The organism is Streptomyces sp. NBC_01549 (assembly GCF_026339955.1).
In the GTDB taxonomy this organism is placed as follows: domain Bacteria; phylum Actinomycetota; class Actinomycetes; order Streptomycetales; family Streptomycetaceae; genus Streptomyces.
Genome location: NZ_JAPEPW010000001.1, coordinates 1,239,229 through 1,256,592, shown reverse-complemented (window position 1 = coordinate 1,256,592; position 17,364 = coordinate 1,239,229). Strand labels below are relative to the sequence as shown.

At 69.0% G+C, this 17,364-nt stretch carries 11 protein-coding genes; 7 read left to right on the top strand and 4 right to left on the bottom strand.

What is annotated here, in order from left to right; all coding sequences use genetic code 11:
* Window positions 1-36: 36 nt before the first annotated feature.
* From OG819_RS05240 to OG819_RS05210, 7 genes are all read left to right on the top strand, one after another.
* Complete coding sequence (locus OG819_RS05240; RefSeq protein ID WP_266648255.1) at window positions 37-1,731, top strand: MFS transporter; 1,695 nt, start codon at window positions 37-39, stop codon at window positions 1,729-1,731.
* 118 nt (window positions 1,732-1,849) lie between these two features.
* On the top strand, window positions 1,850-2,620 hold the full coding sequence (locus OG819_RS05235; protein WP_266648253.1) for a DUF2127 domain-containing protein: 771 nt from the start codon (window positions 1,850-1,852) through the stop codon (window positions 2,618-2,620).
* A gap of 119 nt (window positions 2,621-2,739) precedes the next feature.
* Window positions 2,740-3,978 (top strand): transposase, encoded by a 1,239-nt coding sequence (locus OG819_RS05230; RefSeq protein WP_266648251.1) that lies wholly within the window; start codon window positions 2,740-2,742, stop codon window positions 3,976-3,978.
* Window positions 3,979-4,168: 190 nt separating this feature from the next.
* Window positions 4,169-5,518 carry an ISL3 family transposase gene (locus tag OG819_RS05225; protein WP_266647383.1) on the top strand — a complete coding sequence of 450 codons (1,350 nt, stop codon included), beginning with the start codon at window positions 4,169-4,171 and terminating at the stop codon, window positions 5,516-5,518.
* Between the two features lie 301 nt (window positions 5,519-5,819).
* Window positions 5,820-6,248 (top strand): MerR family transcriptional regulator, encoded by a 429-nt coding sequence (locus OG819_RS05220; protein WP_266431267.1) that lies wholly within the window; start codon window positions 5,820-5,822, stop codon window positions 6,246-6,248.
* Between the two features lie 14 nt (window positions 6,249-6,262).
* Complete coding sequence (locus OG819_RS05215; RefSeq protein ID WP_266648249.1) at window positions 6,263-6,577, top strand: thioredoxin domain-containing protein; 315 nt, start codon at window positions 6,263-6,265, stop codon at window positions 6,575-6,577.
* 221 nt (window positions 6,578-6,798) lie between these two features.
* The gene (locus tag OG819_RS05210; protein WP_266648247.1) at window positions 6,799-9,024 is read left to right on the top strand and encodes an AAA family ATPase; all 2,226 of its coding nucleotides are present in this window, start codon (window positions 6,799-6,801) and stop codon (window positions 9,022-9,024) included.
* A gap of 91 nt (window positions 9,025-9,115) precedes the next feature.
* On the opposite strand, the gene glgB is transcribed toward OG819_RS05210, so the two are convergent.
* The 4 genes from glgB to OG819_RS05190 all read right to left on the bottom strand — a co-directional run bounded on the left by glgB (window position 9,116) and on the right by OG819_RS05190 (window position 17,190).
* Entirely contained in the window at window positions 9,116-11,578 is a 2,463-nt protein-coding gene (glgB, locus tag OG819_RS05205) for a 1,4-alpha-glucan branching enzyme (RefSeq protein ID WP_266648245.1), read from the bottom strand.
* A 36-nt stretch (window positions 11,579-11,614) separates the two neighbouring features.
* Window positions 11,615-13,066, bottom strand: a complete 1,452-nt coding sequence (locus OG819_RS05200) for a maltokinase (RefSeq protein WP_266648243.1) — start codon at window positions 13,064-13,066, stop codon at window positions 11,615-11,617.
* A 279-nt stretch (window positions 13,067-13,345) separates the two neighbouring features.
* The gene (gene treS / locus OG819_RS05195; protein ID WP_266648241.1) at window positions 13,346-15,067 is read right to left on the bottom strand and encodes a maltose alpha-D-glucosyltransferase; all 1,722 of its coding nucleotides are present in this window, start codon (window positions 15,065-15,067) and stop codon (window positions 13,346-13,348) included.
* Entirely contained in the window at window positions 15,064-17,190 is a 2,127-nt protein-coding gene (locus OG819_RS05190; protein ID WP_266648239.1) for an alpha-1,4-glucan--maltose-1-phosphate maltosyltransferase, read from the bottom strand. Before OG819_RS05190 ends, treS begins: the two co-directional genes overlap by 4 nt.
* Window positions 17,191-17,364 lie beyond the last annotated feature (174 nt).

Sequence of the window (17,364 nt, the reverse complement as noted above, 5' to 3'; positions counted from 1 at the left end):
AAGAGGGATGAAGAGAGAGGGAGGGCGACCGTAGTCATGCGTCTCGTCATGAACGAACCGGTCGAGGGGATGGACCGGCCCTATGCCCGACGCTGGTGGGCGCTGCTGGTGCTCTGCCTGAGCCTGCTGATCATCGTGATGGCGAACACCGCCCTCACGGTCGCGGCCCCCGACATGACCCAGGACCTGGGCCTGTCCAGCGCGGATCTGCAGTGGGTCATAGACGGCTACACCGTCCCGTACGCGGCGCTGATGCTGCTGCTCGGCGCGATCGGCGACAAGTACAGCCGGCGCGGCGCGCTCATCCTGGGACTCGTCGTCTTCGGCGGGGGCGCGGTCGCGGGCTCACTCGTCGACAGCTCCACCGGGGTCATCGCGGCCCGTGCCGTCATGGGCGTCGGCGCCGCCCTGATCATGCCCGCGACGCTCTCCCTGCTCGCCGCGACCTTCCCGCGTGAGGAGCGGGCGAAGGCGATCACCCTGTGGACCGCCACCGCCGGACTCGCCATAGCGGCCGGGCCGCTGGTCGCCGGTGCGCTGCTGGAGGACCACGGCTGGTCGTCCACGTTCCTGATCAACGTGCCCGTCGCCGCGCTCGCGATCGTCGGCGCCCTCGTCCTCGTACCGCCGTCCAGGGCCGCGCACCACGACCGCATCGACCACGTCGGCGGTCTGCTGTCCGTGGTCTGGATCGGCTCGCTGGTCTACATGATCATCGAGGGGCCGCACTTCGGATGGGGCGTCAAGGCCGTGACTGCCGCGGTCGTCGCCGGTGCCGGCCTCGTGGCCTTCGTGGTGTGGGAGCTGCGCCACCCGCGCCCGGTCGTCGACGTACGCCGCTTCGCCCACCGTCGGTTCGCGGGCTCCAACCTCGCCGTCGCCCTCTTCTTCCTGGCCGTCTTCGGCGCCTTCTACTACCTCACCCAGCACCTCCAGTTCGTCCTCGGCTACGACGCGCTGGACACCGGAGTGCGGATGCTGCCGCTCGCCGGGGCCGTGTTCGTCGGCTCGGCCCTCACCGGCTACCTCACCCCGCGCATCGGCATGAAGATCACGGTGACCGCGGGCATGGTTGGCGGCACGGTGGCGCTCGCGCTGCTCACCCAGGTGGACGCGGCATCCTCGTACGGCGATCTCGTACTGCCCCTCGCCATCCTGGGCCTCGCGATCGGGCTTGCGCTCTCGCCCTGCACGGACGCCATCATGGGCGCGTTCCCCGAGGCCGAACTCGGTGTCGGCGGCGCGGTCAACGACACCTCGCTGGAGCTCGGCGGCTCACTCGGCATCGCGATCCTCGGTTCCGTGCTGGCGAGTTCGTACTCCGCGCACCTCTCGGACGCCACCGCGGGCAGCGAACTCCCGGCGGGCGCCCTGACCACGGCGCAGGACTCGGTCGGCGCGGGCTACGCGGTCGCCCAGGGCATCGGCGACAAGGCCCGGCAGCTCGGCGAACAGGCCGCGCGGGCGGGGCACGCGGGGAACGCCGAGAAGGCCGCGCAGCTGAAGGAGCAGTCCGGCCAACTCGCCCAGGGGGCACGGCGGATGGCGGAGGCCGTCGGCTCGTCCTTCTCGGACGCGGTGGCGCACACCAGTCTGATCGGCGCGGTGATCCTGGGCGTGGGCACCGTGCTGGTCACCGTCCTGCTGCCCCGGAGGAGCGGCGGGCACCCGCAGGAGGTCCCGGAGCGGGTCGCGGAGGAACCGGAGCTCACCGCGGCCGCGACGCGCTGAGCGCGCCTCGCCCGCCTCGGAACCGTGACCGTCGGGGTTCCGTCTCGTAGAACATGCACTACCGTGCCGTGCCGGACTGACCGGCACGGCACGGCATGTTCTGCGGAGGACACCGAGTATGAAGATCGACTGGGACCGGCGGACATGCGCGCGCAAAGGCCATGTGACGTACGCGCCCGACGAGCCGGAACTGCGTCGGCGGCTGCGCGCCGAGACGAGCCTCGGCGAGACCTGGCGCTGTCTGCGCTGCGGCGACTTCGTGCTGGGCGAACCGCACGGAACCGGTCCCGCGGAGCAGGCGCCGCTGGTACCGCGCGGCAAGGTGCTGCGGGACCTGTTCATCCTGCGCTTCCTGGCGATCGAACGGGCCGTGCGCGGGGTGTTCGTCGTGCTTGTGGCCGTAGCGGTATGGAAATTTAGCAACAGCCAGGACGCGGTGCGCCGGCTGTTCGACGAGAACCTCGACGTCTTCCGGCCGGTCTTCAAGCACTTCCACTACGACCTCGACCACTCGCCGGTCGTCGGCACCATCCAGAAGTCCTTCGGCTACAAGCACTCCACGCTGGTCCTGGTGGCCGCGCTGCTGCTGGCGTACGCGCTGATCGAACTCGTCGAGGCGGGCGGCCTCTGGTACGCCAAGCGCTGGGCGGAGTATCTGACGGTGGTCGCCACCGCCGCCTTCCTGCCCCTGGAGATCTACGAACTCACCGAGCACGTCAGCTACTTGAAGGTCGCCACCCTGGTCCTCAACATCCTCGCCGTCCTCTACATCGCCCTCGCCAAACGCCTCTTCGGACTGCGCGGCGGACGCAAGGCGTTCGAGGAGGAGCGGCACAGCGCGTCGCTGCTGGAGGTCGAGGAGTCCGCGGGTGTGATCGTGGTTTCGTGAGTCCTGCGGGGCGCTTCTGGGCCCATGGGATTCTCGGACCGGACTTTATAGTCACAGGAAGGCTGAAATTTCCTGTGTTCGAATGTGCGAGGCTGGAACGTCCGGCTAGCGTCATGCGTGTGAAGCTTGTGGTGCAGGTGAAGCTGCTGCCGACGCCCGTGCAAGCGGCGGCACTTGAGGCAACACTGCGCGCCTGCAACGAAGCAGCCACTTGGGCGGGCCAGGTTGCATTCGAGAAGGATGTGAAGAAGAACTTCACACTGCGCGAGCACGTTTACGGCGAGATCAGGGCGCGGTGGGGTCTGGGGGCGCAGGCAGCCCAGCACGTGATCAAGAAAACGTGCGACGCGTACGCTGTGCTGAAGGTGAATCTGGGTGCCGGAAACCTGGGCAGACCGGGGTCGAAGCGGTATCGCAAGGCCACGGAGAAACCAATTTTCTTCCGTCCGGAGGGCGCACAGCCCTACGACGACCGGATGTTGTCCTGGCTGATTCCCGATCGGCGGGTGTCTATCTGGACAGTTTGCGGACGGGTAAAGAACGTCGCTTTTGTTGCATCCCCGGAGCATCTGGCAGCTCTGGCCCTCTACCGCAAGGGCGAGTCCGACCTGCTGTACCGGGACGGCATGTGGTTTTTGAACGCCACCTGCGAGATCCCTGAAGCGCCGCTCAACACCGGTCCGGTGGACTTCCTCGGCATCGACCTGGGAATCGTGAACATCGCCACCACCAGTGACGGCGAGATCATGGCCGGACGCGAGCTGAACCGCATCCGCCTGCGCGAGCGCGACCTGCGCACCAAACTGCAGAAGAAGAACACCCCGTCCGCCAAACGGCGCCTGAAGAAACGACGGCGCAAGGAGGCCCGGCGGGCGCGGGACATCAACCACAAGATCGCGAAGCATGTGGTGGCTGAGGCAGAACGCACCGGTCGCGGGATCGCCCTGGAAGACCTGACAGGGATCCGTGAACGGGTACGGCTTCGCAAGCCCCAACGGGCCACCCACTCCAGCTGGTCCTTCCGTCAGCTCGGGCAGTTCATCGCGTACAAGGCCCGCAAGGCCGGGGTGCCGGTGGTGCATGTCGATCCGGCGTACACCTCGCGCACCTGCGCCGAGTGCGGGCACATCGACAAGGCGAACCGGGTCTCCCAGGCCTGGTTCGCATGCCGGAACTGCGGATTCGTTGATCACGCAGACCGGAATGGCTCCCGCAACATCCGCGCACGTGCGTGGGAGTTGTGGCGACGCGGGGCCCAGTCAACGGCCCCTGCCCCACCCCCGCGACAGCGAGGTGGGGTTGGACGCAGACGCACCATCACCGCCAGTGATGCCCGTTGTGCAAGCTCGGCAGACTGAATGACGGGCAGTTGACCAACAGCCAGGACATGCGGGTCTTCGAATTTAGTGGGGGTGCGGCGGTGACGGCCTGACGTTCAGTCACCGAGCGTGATGGGCCTGGGGTGTGGGTGGCCTGGACGCAAGGAGCCCGCGGGTCTTCGTGATCATGGTTGTTGTCTAGGCAACCGATCATGAAGAACCCACGGGCTTGAGCATCGACGATACCGGGACCAACGAGGCTGCGACGCGACTGCTTGGGCTGGAGGGGGTGAGTGTGACGCAGGTCAAGGACGACAAGGCAGGCGGATCGACGGTATACGTCGTGACGAACGAGGAGTCCGCGAGGGCCTGCCCCTCGTGCGGGGTTTTCTCCACCCGGCTGAAGGACTACCGCACCACCGCCCCCAGACACCTGTCCTGCGGCGGGCGCCCGGTGAGTATCCGGTGGCGCAAGGCACGCTGGCACTGCACCGAACTCGACTGCGACCGCCGCTCGTTCACCGAGTCCATAGGCCAGGTACCCGCGCGGATGCGTACGACCGGGGCGCTTCGGCGGGCGGCCGGGGCCGCGGTGTGTGACGGCGGGCGATCGGTGGTGCAGGCCGGCCGGGATCTGGGCCTGTCCTGGCCGATCGTGCAGCACTGCTTCGAGGACTACGCCGCGAAGGTCCTGCCCGAGGAGCCGCCGGTGACCGAGGCGATCGGGATCGACGAGACCCGGCGGGGTAAGCCGGTGTGGGAGCAGAACCCGGACACGGAGAAGTGGGAGCTGGTCGCGGACGCCTGGCACATCGGCTTCGTCGACGCGATCGGCGGGCGCGGCCTGTTCGGCCAGGTCGAGGGCCGCAACTCCGCCTCCGTCGCCGACTGGCTGACGGCCCGGCCCGCCGCCTGGCGCGAGCAGGTCCGCTACGTCGCCATCGACCTGTGCTCCACCTTCCGCGCCGCCGTCCACCGTGCCCTGCCGCACGCGGCGGTGGTCGTGGACTGCTTCCACATCGTGCAACTCGCCCAGCGCCACCTCGCCGACCTGCGCCGACGCCTCACCTGGAAACAGCACGGCCGCCGGGCCCGCAAGGGCGACAGCATCTACAGCGTCCGCAAGCTCCTGCGCCGCAACAAGGAAGACCTCACCGACGAACAACGCGAGCTCCTCAAGACCGAGTTGGAGTACATGGGGACCTACGGCCGACAGATCTATGCGGCCTGGCAGGGCAAGGAACTCCTGCGCGACCTCCTGGGCCTGACCGTCACCCGCAGGCACGTCACCCCCGACCACTCCGCGATCTCCACCGCCCGCCACCGCTTCTTCGCCCACGTCGCCGACCACGCTCACCTGCCCGAACTCGTCACCCTCGCCGAGACCATCGAGCAGTGGTGGGACGGCATCGAGACCTACCTGACCACCGGGATCACCAACGCCGCCTCGGAGGGCAACAACCGCCTCATCAAGCTCGAAGCGCGTAACGCCTTCGGCTTCCGCAACCGAGCGAACCAACGCCTCCGCTCACGCTGCGCAACCACCCGGCGAAGCCGACGGGAGGCACACCCCCACTAAATTCGAAGACCCGGACATGCTGCCCTGGTTCGGCGAGACGGTGGGCTCTGGGCACGTCGCCCACATCTCGGCTCAGGCGTATACAAGAATCTGCTGCAGGATTGGTGGGCGGCTATCGGCCTGTCTCGCAACTGACCTTTTTTCCCGGATCCGGCGCGAGGCCGCCGGATCCGGAGATTGCTGTGACGTCTCGACGTAGGGCCCTTTGGATGCAGTGACCTTGGCGCCGGTGGTCCTCCCACGGGGCAAGCGTTCTCACCAGCTTGCCTTGACGCTGGGGTCAACCCCTACTGTCGCACCCATGCGAATCGGCGAGCTGGCGGCGCGGGCCGGGACCACCACGCGGACTCTTCGGTACTACGAGTCACGGGGACTGTTGCCCGCGCGGCGGGGCGAGAACGGGTACCGGACGTACGACGAGCACGACCTGCGGCTGCTGCGGCAGATCAGGACGCTGCAGGACTTCGGGTTCGACCTGGAGGAGACCCGGCCCTTCGTGGAGTGTCTGCGGGCGGGGCACCCGGAGGGGGACTCCTGTCCGGCCTCGCTCGCGGTCTACCGGCGCAAGCTGGGCGAGCTCGACGCGCTGATCGACGAGTTGCGGGTCGTACGGGCCGAGGTCGGCGCGCAGCTGGCGCGGGCCGAGCGGGCGCGCGACGAGCTGGCGGCCGAGGCGGAGGTTCCGGGCGGCCCGGAACCCGTATGCGAACTGGGAGGGCGGACGCGGTGATCAAGGTGGCAGGCGTGGCTTCGGTGACGGACGCGGACTTCGAGGCGGAGGTGATCGGCGCCGAGCTCCCGGTGCTGGTGGAGTTCACGGCCGACTGGTGCCCGCCGTGCCGGCAGATGGGGCCGGTGCTCAGCGCCCTGGCGGCCGAGGAGGGCGAGCGGCTCAAGGTGGTCCAGCTGGACGTGGACACGAACCCGCTGACGACGAACGCCTACCGGGTGCTGTCGATGCCCACGTTCATGGTCTTTCGCGGCGGTGAGCCGGTGAAGTCGATGGTGGGCGCCCGGCCGAAGCGCCGGCTGCTGGAGGAGCTGTCCGAGGTGCTCTGACGTGGTCCGACGTGCTCGGACCACGTAGATATCCAGCGGAACTACAAGAAATCCCCCGGGCAATTGCGCTCGGGGGATTTCCTTGCGTATATTGAATGATTCGCGACTTCAGAAGAATTGGTCGCGGAGAAGTTCACTGAACGCAGTATATCCGGCCGGGAGCGGAATTGTCAAACAGGGGCTCAAACGCAGAGGGCACCACAGGATTTCCCGACGATGAATTGCTGCACGAGCAGGAATTCATCGACGGGTTGTACGCACGCGTGGACGTGCTGCGAGGCGACACCGAGGCCTCCGTCGGCGACGCGCTCGCGCAGGGCAGCACGCCCATGCAGGCCAGGCTCGAACGGGACGTGCTGGTCGCCGAGCGCTCGGGCCTGCTCGCCGCGCTGAACGCCGTGGACGGCTCGCTCTGCTTCGGCCGGATCGACCTCACCTCCGGCGTCAGCCATCACATCGGCCGCATCGGCATCCGCGCCGGCGACACCGATCACACCCCCATCCTCATCGACTGGCGGGCCCCGGTCGCCCGCCCCTTCTACCTCGCCACCGGCCACACGCCGATGGACCTGCGCCGCCGCCGGCACATCACCACCGACGGCCGCCGGGTGACCGACCTGCACGACGAGATCCTCGACCTCGGCGACCACGAGCGCACCGGCCACGAGGACCCGACCGGCGACGCCGTACTACTGGCCGCGCTGAACTCGGCGCGCACCGGCCGCATGAGCGACATCGTGCAGACCATCCAGGCCGAACAGGACCGGATCATTCGCGCCCCGCACAAGGGCGTGCTGGTCGTCGAGGGCGGCCCCGGCACCGGAAAGACGGCCGTGGCGCTGCACAGGGCCGCGTACCTGCTGTACGAGTACCGGGAACTGCTGGCGAAGCGCGCCGTCCTGATCGTCGGCCCCAACCCGGCCTTCCTCGGTTACATCGGCGAGGTACTGCCCTCGCTCGGCGAGACGGGCGTGCTGCTCACGACCGTCGGCGAACTGTTCCCCGGCGTCAGGGCGACCGCCACCGACACCCCGCGGGCCGCCGCCGTGAAGGGCCGCGCCGACATGGCCGAGGTGCTCGCCGCCGTGGTCCAGGACCGCCAGGCGCTGCCCGACCCGGTCATCGCGATCGAGCACGACCGGGACATCCTGATGCTCGACGCCGGGCTCGTCCAGGTCGCCCGCGACCGTACCCGCGAGGCGAAACTGCCGCACAACGTGGCCCGCGAGTACTTCGAGGGCCACATCCTCAACACGCTCACCGACATGCTGGCCGAGCGCATCGGCACCGACCTTTTCGACGGTTCGAACCTGCTCGACCCGAGCGACATCACCCAGATCCGTGACGACCTCGCCGAGAACCCCGAGGTCTGGTCGGCCATCGACCAGCTGTGGCCGCGGCTGACCCCGCAGCGCCTGGTCGCCGACTTCCTCGCGGACCCCGAGGGATATGTCCCGGACGAGGACGCCGCCGCGATCCGCCGCCCGGTCACCCTGTCCTGGACCACCGCCGACGTTCCCCTCCTCGACGAGGCCGCCGAACTGCTCGGCGAGGACGACCGCGTCGCCCGCGCCCTCGCCGACCAGGAACGCCGCGCCCAGGTGGCGTACGCGCAGGGCGTGCTGGACGTGTCCTACGCCTCCCGTACCTACGAGTTCGAGGACAAGGACGAGGAGGACTCCGAGATCCTGTCCGCGCACAACATCATCGACGCCGAGCGGATGGCCGAGCGGCACGAGGAGGACGACCACCGCAGCGCCGCCGAACGCGCGGCGGCCGACCGGACGTGGGCGTTCGGCCACATCATCGTCGACGAGGCACAGGAACTCTCGCCGATGGCCTGGCGCCTGCTGATGCGGCGCAGCCCGACCCGCTCGATGACCCTGGTCGGCGACCCCGCGCAGACCGCCGAGGCGGCCGGAGTGGGATCCTGGTCGGAGATCCTCACCCCCTACGTCGAGGACCGCTGGGAGCACAAGCGCCTCGCCGTCAACTACCGCACCCCGTCCGAGATCATGGACGTGGCGGCGGGCGTCCTGCGCGCGCGGCACCCGGACTTCGAGCCGCCGCGCTCGGTGCGTTCGACGGGCGTACGGCCCTGGGCCCGCGCCGCCGGGGACGACCTGCCCGGCACCGTCGCGAAGGCCGTCGCCGAACTGACCCCCGCCGAGGGGCGACTCGCGGTGATCGCACCCCGCGAACTGCACACCTCGCTCGCGGACCGGCTGGAGGACGTGACGGCGGGGGAGGAGCCCGACCTGACCCGGACGGTCGTCCTCCTCGACCCCCGCCAGGCCAAGGGGCTGGAATTCGACTCCGTCCTCGTGGTCGAACCGGCGCGGTACGGCACGAGCGACCTGTACGTGGCGCTGACGCGGGCGACGCAGGCGCTGGGGATCGTGTACACGGGGGAGCTGCCTCAGGCGCTGCGGGCGGCGACCGTCTGACCGCCGGGCGGGGCGAGGAGTCCATGGTCCTCGCCCCGCCCTCGCCGGCATCACCCGCGCGCGCCCGCTGACGCCATGGTCGCCGGAGGCGTCAGGCGGGGCGGAGCCAGATCGTGGCGAGTGGAGGCAGGGTCAGCCGCAGGCTGGTGGGGTGGGCGTGCGCGGGATGGGGCTCGGGTTTGACCGGGTGGGGGTTGTGGACGTCGCTGCCGCCGTAGCGGGCGGCGTCGGTGTTGAGGACTTCGTGCCAGGCGGGGACGGACTCGGGGATGCCGAGGCGGTAGTCGTGGCGGACGACGGGGGAGAAGTGGGAGACGGCGAGCAGGGGGGTGCCGTCGGCGTCGTGGCGGAGGAAGGCGAGGACGTTGTCGTCGGCGGCGTCGCCGGCGATCCAGGTGAAGCCGGCGGGGTCGGTGTCGCGTTGCCAGAGGGCGGGTTCGTGGCGGTAGACGGTGTTGAGGTCGCGGACGAGGTCGCGGACGCCGCGGTGGTCGGGTTCGGCGGGGTAGGCGGGATCCAGGAGCCACCAGTCGGGGCCGTGGGCTTCGGACCATTCGGCGCCCTGGGCGAATTCCTGGCCCATGAAGAGGAGTTGTTTGCCGGGGTGGGCCCACATGAAGCCGAGGTAGGCGCGGGTGGTGGCGCGTTGCTGCCACCAGTCGCCGGGCATCTTCGACACCAGTGACCGTTTGCCGTGGACGACCTCGTCGTGGGAGATGGGCAGGACGTAGTTCTCGCTGTAGGCGTACACCATCGAGAACGTCATCTCGTTGTGGTGGTACTTGCGATGGACCGGCTCGTGCTGCACATAGCTCAGCGAGTCGTGCATCCACCCCATGTTCCACTTCAGCCCGAACCCCAGCCCCCCGAAGCCCCCGGGTCCGGTGTGGTGGGTGGCCCGGGTGACGCCGTCCCAGGCCGTCGACTCCTCGGCGATCGTCATGACACCGGGGGCGCGGCGGTAGACGGTGGCGTTCATCTCCTGGAGGAAGGCGACGGCGTCGAGGTTCTCCCGGCCGCCGTGTTCGTTCGGGGTCCACTGCCCCGGCTCCCGCGAGTAGTCCAGGTAGAGCATCGAGGCGACCGCGTCGACGCGCAGTCCGTCGATGTGGAACTCCTCGCACCAGTACACGGCGTTGGCGACGAGGAAGTTGCGTACCTCGCGGCGCCCGAAGTCGAATTCGAGGGTGCCCCAGTCGGGGTGGGCGGCCCGCTGGGGGTCCGCGTGTTCGTACAGGGGGCGTCCGTCGAACTCGGCCAGCGCCCATTCGTCGCGCGGGAAGTGGGCCGGTACCCAGTCCATGAGGACGCCGATCCCGGCCCGGTGCAGGGCGTCGACGAGGTGTTTGAAGTCGTCGGGGGTGCCCAGCCGTGCGGTCGGGGCGTAGAAGCCGGTGACCTGGTAGCCCCAGGAGCCGCCGAAGGGATGCTCGGCGACCGGCATGAGCTCGACATGGGTGAAGCCCAGGTCGCAGACGTAGGCGGGCAGTTGCTCGGCCAGTTGGCGGTAGGTCAGGCCGGGACGCCATGAAGGCAGGTGGACCTCGTACACCGACAGCGGTGCCTCGTGCACCGGACGGGCCCCGCGCGCCGCCATCCACTCCTCGTCCCGCCACACATGGTGCGAGGCGTGCACGACCGACGACGTGCGCGGCGGAACCTCGGTGCGGCGGGCCATGGGGTCGGCCCGCAGGGTGCGGGAGCCGTCCGGGCGGGTGATCTCGAACTTGTAGAGCTCGCCCTCGCCGATCGCCGGCACGAACAGCTCCCACACCCCGGAGGAGCCGAGCGACCGCATCGGATACCCGGTGCCGTCCCAGAAGTTGAAGGTGCCGGCGAGGCGGACCCCGCGCGCGTTCGGCGCCCAGACCGTGAAACGGGTGCCGGTCACGCCCTGGTGCACCATCGGCTCCGCACCCAGGGCCCGCCACAGCTCCTCGTGGCGTCCCTCGCCGAGCAGATGGAGATCGAACTCCCCGAGCGCGGGCAGGAAGCGGTACGCGTCCTCGGTGTCCTGAACCGTCCCCTCGTACTCCACGTGCAGCCGGTACGCCTCCGGGACCGCGCGCAGCGGCACCAGCCCCGAGAAGAACCCGTCCCCGTCGTCGTGCAGGTCGGCCCGCAAGTCGCCGGTCACGACACTCACCCCGAGCGCGTACGGACGGAAGGCCCGGAAGGCCACACCGCCTGGCACCGGATGGACGCCGAGCACCCCGTGCGGATCGTGATGCGTGCCGGAGAGCAGCCGCTCGCGGTCGCCGGATTCCAGCCCGGCGAGGACGGGAGCGCCGTCGGCGACGGCGGGCTCGGCGACGTTGGGCTCGGCAGCCCGTGGTTCGGGAATCCTCGCCCCGGCCCCCTTCGCCGAGACCTTGGAATCCTTCGAGTCCTTGGAGTCCTTCGCGGTCTTGCTCCCGGCAGGCTTCTGAGCAGCGACCTTCTTGACCACAGCCTTCTTGACCACAGCCTTCTTGGCCGCGGTCTTCTTGGCGGCAGCCGATTTCTTGGCGCCGTTCTTCTTCGGACTGTCGTCGGACGGGGGGCGGGGCGTCACGGGCAGGGCCTCCTCGGCGGGGTGAGGTGGGGAAGGTCAGGGGGATGCGGCAAGCCTGCGTATCGCCGCCATCGGCACCGGCAGCCAGTCGGGCCGGTGCCGGGCCTCGTACAGGACTTCGTAGATCGCCTTGTCCGTCTCGTAGGCGCGCAGGAGTACGGGATCGGCGCGCGGGTCGCGGCCGGCAACCTCCGTGTAGCCGGTGCAGTACGCGGCCCGGCAGGTGTCGGCCCAGCCGGACGCCTGCGGGATCGGGGTCCCGCCCGACCGGGCGGGGCCGAGAGCCTGGGGGAGCGCGTGGGCCGCGTAGTCGAAGGAGCGGAGCATCCCCGCTATGTCCCGCAGGGGTGGCTGGGGCATGCGGCGCTCGGCGAGCGGTTTCGACGGCTCGCCCTCGAAGTCTATGAGCGACCACTCCCCGGAGGGCGCGCGCAGACATTGGCCGAGGTGCAGATCCCCGTGGATGCGCTGGGCGGTCCAGCTCCGCCCCTCGCCGGCCAGGTCGGCCAGCGCTTCGAAGGCAGTGCGCAGACCGGGGGCGTACGGCCGCAGCGCGGGCACCGCCTGGGCGGCCGCGGCCAGCCGCTCGGTCATGGCGGCGACGAGCAGTTCCAACTGCACATGCCCCAGCGTGACCGTGGGCAGCGCACGGGCGAGGGCCATGTGCACCTCGGCGGTGGCCCGGCCCAGCGCCCGCGCCTCCCCCGCGAAGCCCTCGCCGCTGGGATCGTCGTCCTTGGCCAGTCCACTCAGCGCCAGTTCCCAGCCGTCCACCGCGCCTTGGACAAAGGGCTGCAGCACTCCCAGGACGTACGTCTCCTCGCCCAGGTCGGCGGCCATCCACGCGGTCGGTGCCGGCACCCGCGGGCAGCCCTCCCGGGACAGCGCCAGCGGCAGTTCCAGATCGGGGTTCACCCCCGGGACTATGCGGCGCAGCAGTTTGAGGATGAACGTATCTCCGAAAACCAGGGACGAGTTGGACTGTTCCGCGGTGATCAGGCGCGGGATCAGATCACCCCGGATCTCCTGGTGCCGTTCCCGTTCGAAGCGCAGCTCGCCGATGCGGGCCCGGGTGCGCAGGGCCTCCAGGAGTACGTCGGCGGGGCGCGGGTCGTGCAGTGCTTCGTAGACCGTGTGTCCCGCCAGCGGCCCCTCCGTCACGTGTCCGATCAGCGCGGGCGCGAGGCGCGGCGGGAGTGCCTCGCGTACGCCGACGAACAGCTGGTAGCAGTCACCGGGCTGGGGAGTGGCTCCCTGGGCGGGAGTGAGTGGCTGGTGCGCCCGGACGAGCAGGTGGAGCAGGCCCAGCTGACTCGTCGAGGGCAGCAGTTCGTTGGCCGTCACCAGGGAGAACCCGGTGACCGGACGTCCCTTGCCCGCGAACCAGCGCTGCCGTGGCAGCCATTGCCGCAGCAGCGGATCGAGCGACGCGAGCAACTCGGGGCGTGCGACGGGGGCCGTGACAGAGTGGGTTGCGGCTTCCGACATGGCATGCGTCCCTTCCACGTCGTGTGGCGGAGGAGCGTCGGGTTTCGTGAAGGGTGCCCAGGGCGGGACGGTGAAAACCGTCCCGCCCTCAATTGTGGCCGCGAGCCACGACCGGCGAGTTGCGGAGCCGGAACCATTGGCGTGCACGCCACCTGAGTCGGTGGCGTCTCCTGTCCGATCACTCGAAGAGGTTTCACGCGACGAGCGCGTGCGGTTGATGACCGAGCCACCCGCCCGGCGGTCTCGGGTTCTGATGAACAGAACGTAGTAACGGTATCACTACTCACCGTGGTCGCGTCGCAACCGGAACCAGTAGAAGCCGTGGCCTGCGAGGGTGAGCAGGTAGGGGAGTTGGCCGATGGCCGGGAATCGCACCCCGCCGATGAGTTCGACCGGGTGGCGGCCGCTGAAGGCCCGCAGGTCCAGTTCGGTGGGCTGGGCGAAGCGGGAGAAGTTGTGCACGCAGAGGACGAGGTCGTCCCCTTCGTCCTCGGTCGAGGGGGCCTCGCGCAGGAACGCGATGACCGCCGGGTTCGAGGACTGCAGCTCGGTGTAGGAGCCGAGGCCGAAGGCCTTGTTCTGTTTGCGGATCTCGATCATGCGGCGGGTCCAGTGCAGCAGTGACGAGGGCGAGGACATCGAGGCCTCGACGTTGGTCACCTGGTAGCCGTAGACCGGGTCCATGATGGTGGGCAGGAAGAGCCGGCCGGGGTCGGAGGAGGAGAAGCCCGCGTTGCGGTCGGGTGTCCACTGCATCGGGGTGCGCACCGCGTCGCGGTCGCCGAGCCAGATGTTGTCGCCCATCCCGATCTCGTCGCCGTAGTAGAGGATCGGCGAGCCGGGCAGTGACAGCAGCAGGGCGGTGAACAACTCGATCTGGTTGCGGTCGTTGTCGAGGAGCGGCGCGAGCCGCCGCCTGATCCCGATGTTGGCGCGCATGCGCGGGTCCTTGGCGTACTCCGCGTACATGTAGTCGCGTTCCTCGTCGGTGACCATTTCGAGGGTCAGCTCGTCGTGGTTGCGCAGGAAGATGCCCCACTGGCAGCTGGACGGGATCGCCGGGGTCTTCGCCAGGATTTCCGACACCGGGTACCGGGATTCCCTGCGCACCGCCATGAAGATCCTCGGCATGACGGGGAAGTGGAACGCCATGTGGCACTCGTCGCCGCCCGAGGGGAAGTCGCCGAAGTAGTCGACGACGTCCTCGGGCCACTGGTTCGCCTCCGCCAGCAGCACCGTGTCCGGATAGTGCGTGTCGATCTCCTTGCGGACCCGCTTCAGGAACTCGTGCGTTGCCGGAAGGTTTTCGCAGTTCGTTCCCTCGACCTGGTACAGGTACGGCACCGCGTCCAGCCGGAACCCGTCGATGCCCAGGTCGAGCCAGAACCGCAGTGCGGAGACGATCTCCTCCTGGACGGCCGGGTTCTCGTAGTTGAGGTCGGGCTGGTGGGAGAAGAAGCGGTGCCAGAAGTACTGCTTGCGGACCGGGTCGAAGGTCCAGTTGGAGGCCTCGGTGTCGACGAAGATGATCCGGGCGTCCTCGTACTGTTTGTCGTCGTCGGCCCAGACGTAGTAGTCGCCGTAGGGCCCGTCGGGGTTGGTCCTCGACTCCTGGAACCACGGGTGCTGGTCGCTGGTGTGGTTCATGACGAAGTCGATGATGACGCGCATGCCGCGCTGGTGGGCGGCGTCGACGAATTCGACGAAGTCGGCGAGGTCACCGAACTCGGGCAGGACGGCGGTGTAGTCGGAGACGTCGTAGCCGCCGTCCCGCAGGGGGGATTTGAAGAACGGGGGCAGCCACAGGCAGTCGATGCCCAGCCATTGCAGGTAGTCGAGTTTCGCGGTGAGGCCCTTGAGGTCGCCGACTCCGTCGCCGTTGCTGTCCTGGAAGGAGCGGACCAGGACTTCGTAGAAGACGGCGCGTTTGAACCATTCGGGGTCGCGGTCCTTGGCCGGAGTGTCCTCGAAGGTGTCCGGGACGGGCTCGTTGACGATCATGTGGTGGGTGACCCTCCGATCTGCGGTGAGGACGGTCGCAGGACGGTGAGGATGTGCGCGGGGCTATGCCCTGGCTCAAGACGCACATAGTTGGCCCTGCCCCAGTTGTAGGTCTCGCCGGTGAGCTCGTCGCGCACCGGCACGGACTCGTGCCAGTCCAGGCCGAGTTGCGGCATGTCCAACGAGACCGTCGCCTCCTGGGTGTGGTGGGGGTCGAGGTTGACCACCACCACAACCGTGTTCGATCCGCTCCCGTCCGTGACCGACTTCGAGTAGGCGATCACCGCGTCCTTGTCCGTGTGGTGGAAGTGAAGGTCGCGCAACTGGCGCAAGGCCGGGCTGCGCCGCCGGATGGTGTTGAGCGCACCCAGCAACGGCGCGATGCTACGACCCTCCCGCTCCGCCGACTCCCAATCCCGCGGACGCAGTTGGTACTTCTCGGAGTTCAGGTACTCTTCGCTGCCCGCACGCAGCGGGGTGTTCTCACAGAGCTCGAATCCGCTGTAGACGCCCCAGGTCGGAGACAGTGTCGCGGCGAGCACCGCACGTAGCTCGAAGGCCGGCCGCCCGCCGTGCTGAAGGAACTCGTGCAGGATGTCAGGGGTGTTGACGAAGAAGTTGGGCCGCATGTGAGCGGCCGCCTCCCCCGACAGCTCACCGAGGTAATCGGTGAGCTCCTCCTTCGTGTTGCGCCAGGTGAAATAGGTGTACGACTGCTGGAAGCCGACGGCCCCCAGCGTGCGCATCATCGCGGGCCGGGTGAACGCCTCGGCCAGGAAGATCACGTCCGGGTCGGTGCGGTTGATGTCCGCGATGACCCGCTCCCAGAAGACCACCGGCTTGGTGTGCGGGTTGTCGACACGGAAGATCCGTACGCCGTGGCTCATCCAGTACCGCAGCACCCGCAGCGTCTCCTGGACCAGTCCCGGCATGTCCTGGTCGAAGGCGATCGGATAGATGTCCTGGTACTTCTTCGGCGGATTCTCCGCGTACGCGATCGACCCGTCCGCCCGGTGATGGAACCACTCGGGGTGCTTCTCCACCCAGGGATGGTCCGGAGAGCACTGCAGTGCGAAGTCGAGAGCGATCTCCAGCCCCTCCCGCTCCGCCCGCCTCACGAAGGCGTCGAAGTCGTCGATCGTGCCGAGGTCCGGATGAACGGCGTCGTGCCCGCCCTCCGGAGATCCGATCGCCCACGGCACACCGACGTCGTAGGCCCCCGCCGAGAGCGTGTTGTCGGGCCCCTTGCGATAGGTGGTCCCGATGGGATGGATCGGCGGCAGATACACGACGTCGAAGCCCATCCGCGCGATGGCGGGCAGCCGTTCGGCGGCGCTGCGGAAGGTGCCGTGCACCGGCGGATCGAGATATCCGCTCTCCGAACGTGGAAAGAACTCGTACCAGGAGCCGTACAGCGCCCGCTCGCGTTCCACCAGCAGGGGCAACGGCTGCGAGCGGCTGACCAGCTCACGCAGCGGATGGCGAGCGAGGACCCTGTCCACTTCGGGGGTACGGGCGGCGGCGAGCCGGGCCGCCGCGCCGCGGCCGACATCCCGCAGCGCGTCCGCCGCGGCGAGGACGACCTCCCTTCTGCCCTTGCTCTTCGGCACTCCGGCGGCCGCGCGTTCGTACAGCCGAGCGCCCTCCTCCAGAACCAGTTCCGTGTCGATGCCCGCCGGAATCTTGATCCCGGCGTGATGGCGCCAGGTGGAGACCGGATCGCTCCAGGCCTCCACGGTGTACGTCCAGTGGCCGGTACTCGCGGCACAGACGGTGGCGCCCCAGCGGTCGGTGCCGGGGGCGAGTTCGCGCATCGGGGTCCAGGGGCCGGTGCGGCCCTCCGGATCACGCAGGACGACGTTCGCGGCGACGGCGTCGTGGCCTTCACGGAAGACGGTGGCCGAGACCTCGAAGGCCTCACCGACGACCGCCTTGGCCGGGCGGCGGCCTTGGAGGACGAGGGGCCGAACGTCGAGGACGGGAATGCGTCCGACGCTCTCGCCGCCTTCGCCGGCCTGGTCGGAGGGTTGCTCCGGGGCGCGGGGGACGGCGTCGACCTTGCGTAGGGGGGGTGTGTCGGAGGTGGTCGTCGGGGGTGGCGACGTGTGGTGCGTGGCGGGCATGACCGCTCCTGTCCGCGTCAACGTGGGTGGGCGGATGACGGTGTGGGGAGGTGGGGCCTGCGGGGCGTACCGGGGGAGCCTTCCCACCCTATTCGGGTGAGCAATCCGGCAGGTTGCTAACTACTTACGCGTATGTCTACACACAGGACCGGCCTCGTTCGACGGGCGAGGCCG